Genomic DNA, 274 nt, shown 5'->3' with positions numbered 1-274 from the left:
CCGGCCTTCCGGTTCTGATGACAGTTGATGCCGGCAATATGATTGACGTGGCAGAAAATGCCCGCCAAATCTGGACTGACAGCCCCTTTGTCTTCTGTGCCGACAACGACCATCAACGGAAAATTAATAAAGGTGTTTCAAGTGCAAAAAAAGCTGCCGCAAGCACGCATGGCGAAGTCATTATTCCGGCCTTTACGGAGGCGGAAAAAGCACAGGGACTGACCGATTTCAATGACCTGGACGCCAGCCGGGGACGAGACGCCTTTCAGCGAGC

At 52.9% G+C, this 274-nt stretch carries 1 protein-coding gene; it reads left to right on the top strand.

Features of this window, described 5'->3' with window-relative positions:
• The coding region (locus E0D98_RS26515) for a hypothetical protein (protein WP_131891639.1) at positions 1-274 on the top strand (274 nt) is incomplete at both ends.

The organism is Escherichia sp. KCJ4928 (assembly GCF_004352695.1).
GTDB lineage: Bacteria > Pseudomonadota > Gammaproteobacteria > Enterobacterales > Enterobacteriaceae > ECMA0423.
Note: the sequence above shows the minus strand (reverse complement) of the source record. Positions and strands in the feature narration are given on the sequence as shown.